We start from the raw sequence: 4,758 nt of genomic DNA, 5'->3' as shown, positions 1-4,758 counted from the left end.
TTACCAATAATCAGGGTGGTGCACTTTTACACCATAATTCCCCGATCCCTTGGTCTACTTTTGCACAATATTTAACAACGCTTGGCATTATCAACTCACTGGTTAAAGATGGCTTTGTCGCCGCACGGTTTACGGATGAAAACAAGCTGGCAGCGTTTCAAGTTTGCAAATAGTTAATTGATATTTTTGAGCATCATAGCCGCCAAACCGGGCGGCTTTTTCACGTCATAAGACGGGGGACTTCCACTGTCCCCCCGCTCGTAGAGCAGTTATTTCAGCTGGCGCAATTTGGGCCGCTCCGGCAGGGTGTAACTCACATTGCCCGCCACCCCAGCAGGGGGGCTGCCCGTCACGGACGACCAAGAGGCTGGAACACCGGCATCATCCAGTACGGCAAGGACTCCGTAACCGCCGTAGACTGCCCGTAGGTTATGCAGTGCGGTAATATCGGCCGGTACTGTGCCGCCAAGGTCAGAATTCCCCCAAGCCACCACGCTGCCGTTGGCGCGCAGAGCCGCAAAAGCATACGAACTCCCGACCAGTAGGACAATATCGCTCAGGTCAGCCACCTCCTTGGAAACCGCCCCCCCACGGGCAGGATCCCCCCAAGCCAGCACGCTGCCATCCGCCCGCAGCGCCGCAAAAGCACTCCCACTTCCGACCAGTTGGACAATATCACTCAGGCCTGCCACTGCCGACGATACCGCGCCCCCACTGTCTGGGCTCCCCCATGCCACCACACTGCCGTTGGCGCGCAGCGCCGCAAAGGCAGTCTCCCCCGCGACCACCTGCACAATATCGGTCAGGCCCGCCACTGAGGCCGTGTCGCCACCGAACGCGTAGTAGGGATAGGCCACCACGCTGCCGTTGGCACGCAGCGCCGCAAAGGCATAATCACCCCCGACTACCTGCACGATATCGCGCAAGCCCGCCACTGCCGGCGATACAGTACCCCCATCGTCGGGATTTCCCCAAGCCACCAGGCTGCCATCTGCCCGCAGCGCCGCAAAGGCCGACAAGCTCCCAACCACCTGCACAATATCGCGCAGGCCCGCCACCGCCGGCGGCACTGTGCCCCCATTATTGGCATCCTTCGCCCAAGCCACCACGCTGCCGTCCGCGCACCGTGCCGCTAAGGCACTCCCCCCCGCGACCACCTGGACGATATTGCGCAGGCCCGCTACCGCTGGTGGTACTTTGCCCCCGGCGAAGTCATACCCCCAGGCTGCCACGCTGCCGTCGGCGCCCAGTGCCTCAAAGGTAGACTGGCCCCCGATCACCTGGACAATATCGCGCAGGCTGGCCACAGTGGCTGCGTCGCCCGGGTAATCGTAACCCCCCCAGGCCGCCACGCTACCATCATTGAGCACCACCGCACAGGCACCACTAGACAGGGCTATGTTCTGCGGTCGTAACCGCACCACCTCGTTGCCGACGCTGACGACCAGCACCCGCTCCGGGTGGGTATCGATAAAGCGCACGCCAGTGCTCACCTCGGGCAGCCCCTCATACTGCCAGTGCGCCTCGAGCAGCGCCCGGGTGGTCTGGTCCTGGGCCACCAGACAGCCCGAGCCCTGATGATAAGAGGTCGAACTACCTCTGGCCCCCACCACCCACAGATTGCCGACATGAACCAGTTTTTGGATACCGTAGTGCGTCATGGCCGACAGCCTGTCGTCGTTGACCGCGTAGCGCAGGTCCACTGAGCCCCCCAGATAGGGGTCAATCTGGGCGGTCGGCACCTGGACGCGGATATATCCCTGGGCAACGTCCACTGCGCTCACCAAATTGGCCGGCGACTTGTATACTTGCCCCGGAGTCCCCGCCGCATCAACGGGTATCCACTCCAGCTGTACCCTATCTCCGGCGGCTATCAGCGGGTAGCTGATACGCACCTGGGCCCCGCCGATTAGTCTTTCCGGGTCAAGCTGGTCACCGTCTGCCTCCTCTATCACTGGGGCGGTCAGCGGGGCGGCTTCACCCACCCGGTAAGTCTGATGTAATGACACCTGTGTGTCGCCACCGGCAACCGGCTCCACCTCGTACCAGACCTCTACCGTCCCGCCGTCAAACGGCTGCGCACCCTCTACCGCCTCGCAGTCAAAACTGACTGGCTCACCGACCAGTGCCGTTGGTACAGGCATACTGTCCGTCAGTGTCACCGGGTCGCCCGACGGGGGGGTACCCCGCCAGAGGTAACTCAGTTTGTCTTTTGCTGCCATTCCGGGCCAAGGTGGGACGGTCAGGGTGAGGAGTTCCGGCTCCAGCGGGTCAATTTCACCCGCCAGCGCTTCTTCAATCTCCGGGGCGGCCAGTTGACTCACCGGCGAGACATCCACCCCAATGTGCTCTTCCTCTGAGTAGACGCCATCCACATCGTAGCTCAGGTACAATTTACCCCCATCGGCATAGGGCGCCAGATAAGCGGCGATATCGACCGGGAAGGTGATGACTTTACCCACGGTGCCTGCCGACACGGCTTTGCCTTTATTATAGGTGGGCCCCAACAGATTGATGTCGGGTAGGGACCCCCACCAGCGCAGAGTGACATACTGACCTCCGGCCATTCCGGGCCAGGGAAGAATATCGACATTTACGGTTTTTTTCGTGCCGAGTTCGCTAAGCTGAATGGCCCCTCCGGCGGATTCGCGCAGCGCAGGTGGGGGTAGAGTAGTATCAAGCCGACTGTCAGGCTCTCCGGGATGGGCAGACAAGTGAGTTTGGGCCATTTTGGTTTCTCCTGAAGGGAAAAGGTCGCCCCAGACCAATGCGCTTTCGCAGGTACGATGTCCGGGTCGTCTGAGTGAGCATAGGGAGAAATGACGGAGAGGGATAATGACATTAAGTGTTCAGTTGATAACCGCATGTGGTTGATGAAGGTGGCCCGGCGGTGTTGGTTGAGAGGCCGGCACATCATACCATTCAAAGGTCGGTATTTTCAGGGAAGCCTCTTCCTCCAAGCCGTATGCTGGTATGGCAAAGGCGGCATCATCTGGTCTGAACGGCAGAAGAGGGTGAAAATTTTTGCGCCAGCGACATCTGCTTTTTCTGCCCGTTGTGTTTTCAATCAACTCAGATTAGTTACCCCACTCATGGGATGACATTTCACGCCTGAAAAGTAGCAATTCCAACACCTTGTACCACACGCCACCAGACGCGCGTCACGCCCCATGAACACGCATTGACCCGACCCAGCAGAACGCAGCACCACGGCCCGCCCAAGATCGATAAATAAGGGTATCAAAACCCTTTGCGCGCAATGCTATCCCCGCCACGCCTGCGCGCTTTGCAGGTCGCTTTTCATGCAATTGCATGAGGTATCGAGAACCGCGCCGGGACTGGGGCTAGCTGGGAAAATGGGAGAGGGGATTAACATGCGGAATCATGCACTATATGCATGCAGCGCTAAAAGTCAGCGTAAAGAATGTAAACCGGTCTCTCCCGCCCCGTCTAAATAGATATTTTTAGCTTCTACAGCTAATTCAGCAATCCACACCAGTGCCACTTCCCGGTCTCTATTTTTTATCTCATCACCGGCTGACATTCTAGCTATGAGGTCTATACGTTCAAGCAAAACTAGCCCATCTAAATCCATCACCTAATAATCTCCCAGCACTCACGCATGCTGTGTTTATATACAGTATGCTATGCACTTTTCAAGAAAACTTCTATATAAATCTATGGTTTTACTTGAGTAAAAAATCTCGGCTTAAAAAGTAGCCTATTGAACAACAAGCCTTTTATGCATCAAAGAGACGAACACAGCGCGTTACACCACAAATTTAATTAATGATGTGACGCGTCACGGCAATTTTATCGCACTAATTAATAAACTATTGATGCCTAGTGTCTGCCAGCATGCGCCCCCGTAGAGGGGGGCTTATCGGACAGGCCAGTACCATATAAAAATAGGCTGAGAGCCTATATTCACCATATCATTTGAGTGCTTCTGGTTTAATTCTCAACAATGCCCCCTATCTATTTTGGTTTCTCATTCTTGGTGACTCATAACAATCACAGAGTGGAGAGCCTTGCCAACAGTGATATCACCAACTATTCATCTGTTTTCTGTAAACGGCCTCACAAAAATTTTGGCGGTTCCAGCTTACAACCCTAAATTGGTTACAGTAACTGTTTTGAATTACGTAAAATATAGGTTGTATTTTGAATACTCTCATTTGTATAAATAGAGAAGCAGTCTGTGCTATCGAGAAATAGAGAGCACATTGCGTAGCAAATTATTACTATTCTCATCCATAATGAAGGAACAATACTATGGCAGATAACAAACATACACTAACCGCGAACCACATAGCACTTATAACGATGTCCCAAAACATAGAACCTATTTTTTTTGACAATGCAGTTAATTTTGTAAATTCATTATCTGAAATAGATTTAGAAGTATTCTCAACGTCTCTAAGTACCTCAGAGGCGGCATTCACTAGATTAAATAACCTTGTGTCAGAAAATGAGGACGCACGAAAATTGGTAGCAGAACTTCATGCCAAGATAAAAATATTATTTATCCCTATCTGTGGTTTTTATAAAGGATACAACTTTGTTCAGGAAAGTTTATTTCTCAATGTTTTCACAACAGTCACTAGCGCTTGTACGGGGATAGTAAGTGCCTTAATTATTTATTTAAAACTAAATAATACAACTTCAATTTTTAATTATAACGCACCGGCTCACCAATTTCTATTTCATTAATATATTCAGCGATAGAGTTTTTAATAGCGATACCAATTGATGAGG

The 4,758-nt window shown here is 53.2% G+C and carries 3 protein-coding genes; 1 reads left to right on the top strand and 2 read right to left on the bottom strand.

Annotated features, from left to right (window positions below):
* Window positions 1-269: 269 nt before the first annotated feature.
* Both FTA91_RS09675 and FTA91_RS09670 read right to left on the bottom strand, forming a co-directional pair.
* A complete protein-coding gene (locus tag FTA91_RS09675; RefSeq protein WP_145583244.1) occupies window positions 270-2,729 on the bottom strand; it encodes an RCC1 domain-containing protein in 2,460 nt (819 codons plus the stop codon).
* Window positions 2,730-3,412: 683 nt separating this feature from the next.
* Window positions 3,413-3,595 carry a hypothetical protein gene (locus FTA91_RS09670; RefSeq protein WP_145583246.1) on the bottom strand — a complete coding sequence of 61 codons (183 nt, stop codon included), beginning with the start codon at window positions 3,593-3,595 and terminating at the stop codon, window positions 3,413-3,415.
* A 680-nt stretch (window positions 3,596-4,275) separates the two neighbouring features.
* On the opposite strand from FTA91_RS09670, the gene FTA91_RS09665 reads away from it, so the two are divergent.
* Window positions 4,276-4,713, top strand: coding sequence for a hypothetical protein (locus FTA91_RS09665; protein WP_145583242.1), 438 nt, complete (start codon window positions 4,276-4,278; stop codon window positions 4,711-4,713).
* The last annotated feature ends 45 nt before the right edge of the window (window positions 4,714-4,758 follow it).

It is taken from the genome of Yersinia thracica, assembly GCF_902170565.1.
In the GTDB taxonomy this organism is placed as follows: domain Bacteria; phylum Pseudomonadota; class Gammaproteobacteria; order Enterobacterales; family Enterobacteriaceae; genus Yersinia; species Yersinia thracica.
Note: the sequence above shows the minus strand (reverse complement) of the source record. Positions and strands in the feature narration are given on the sequence as shown.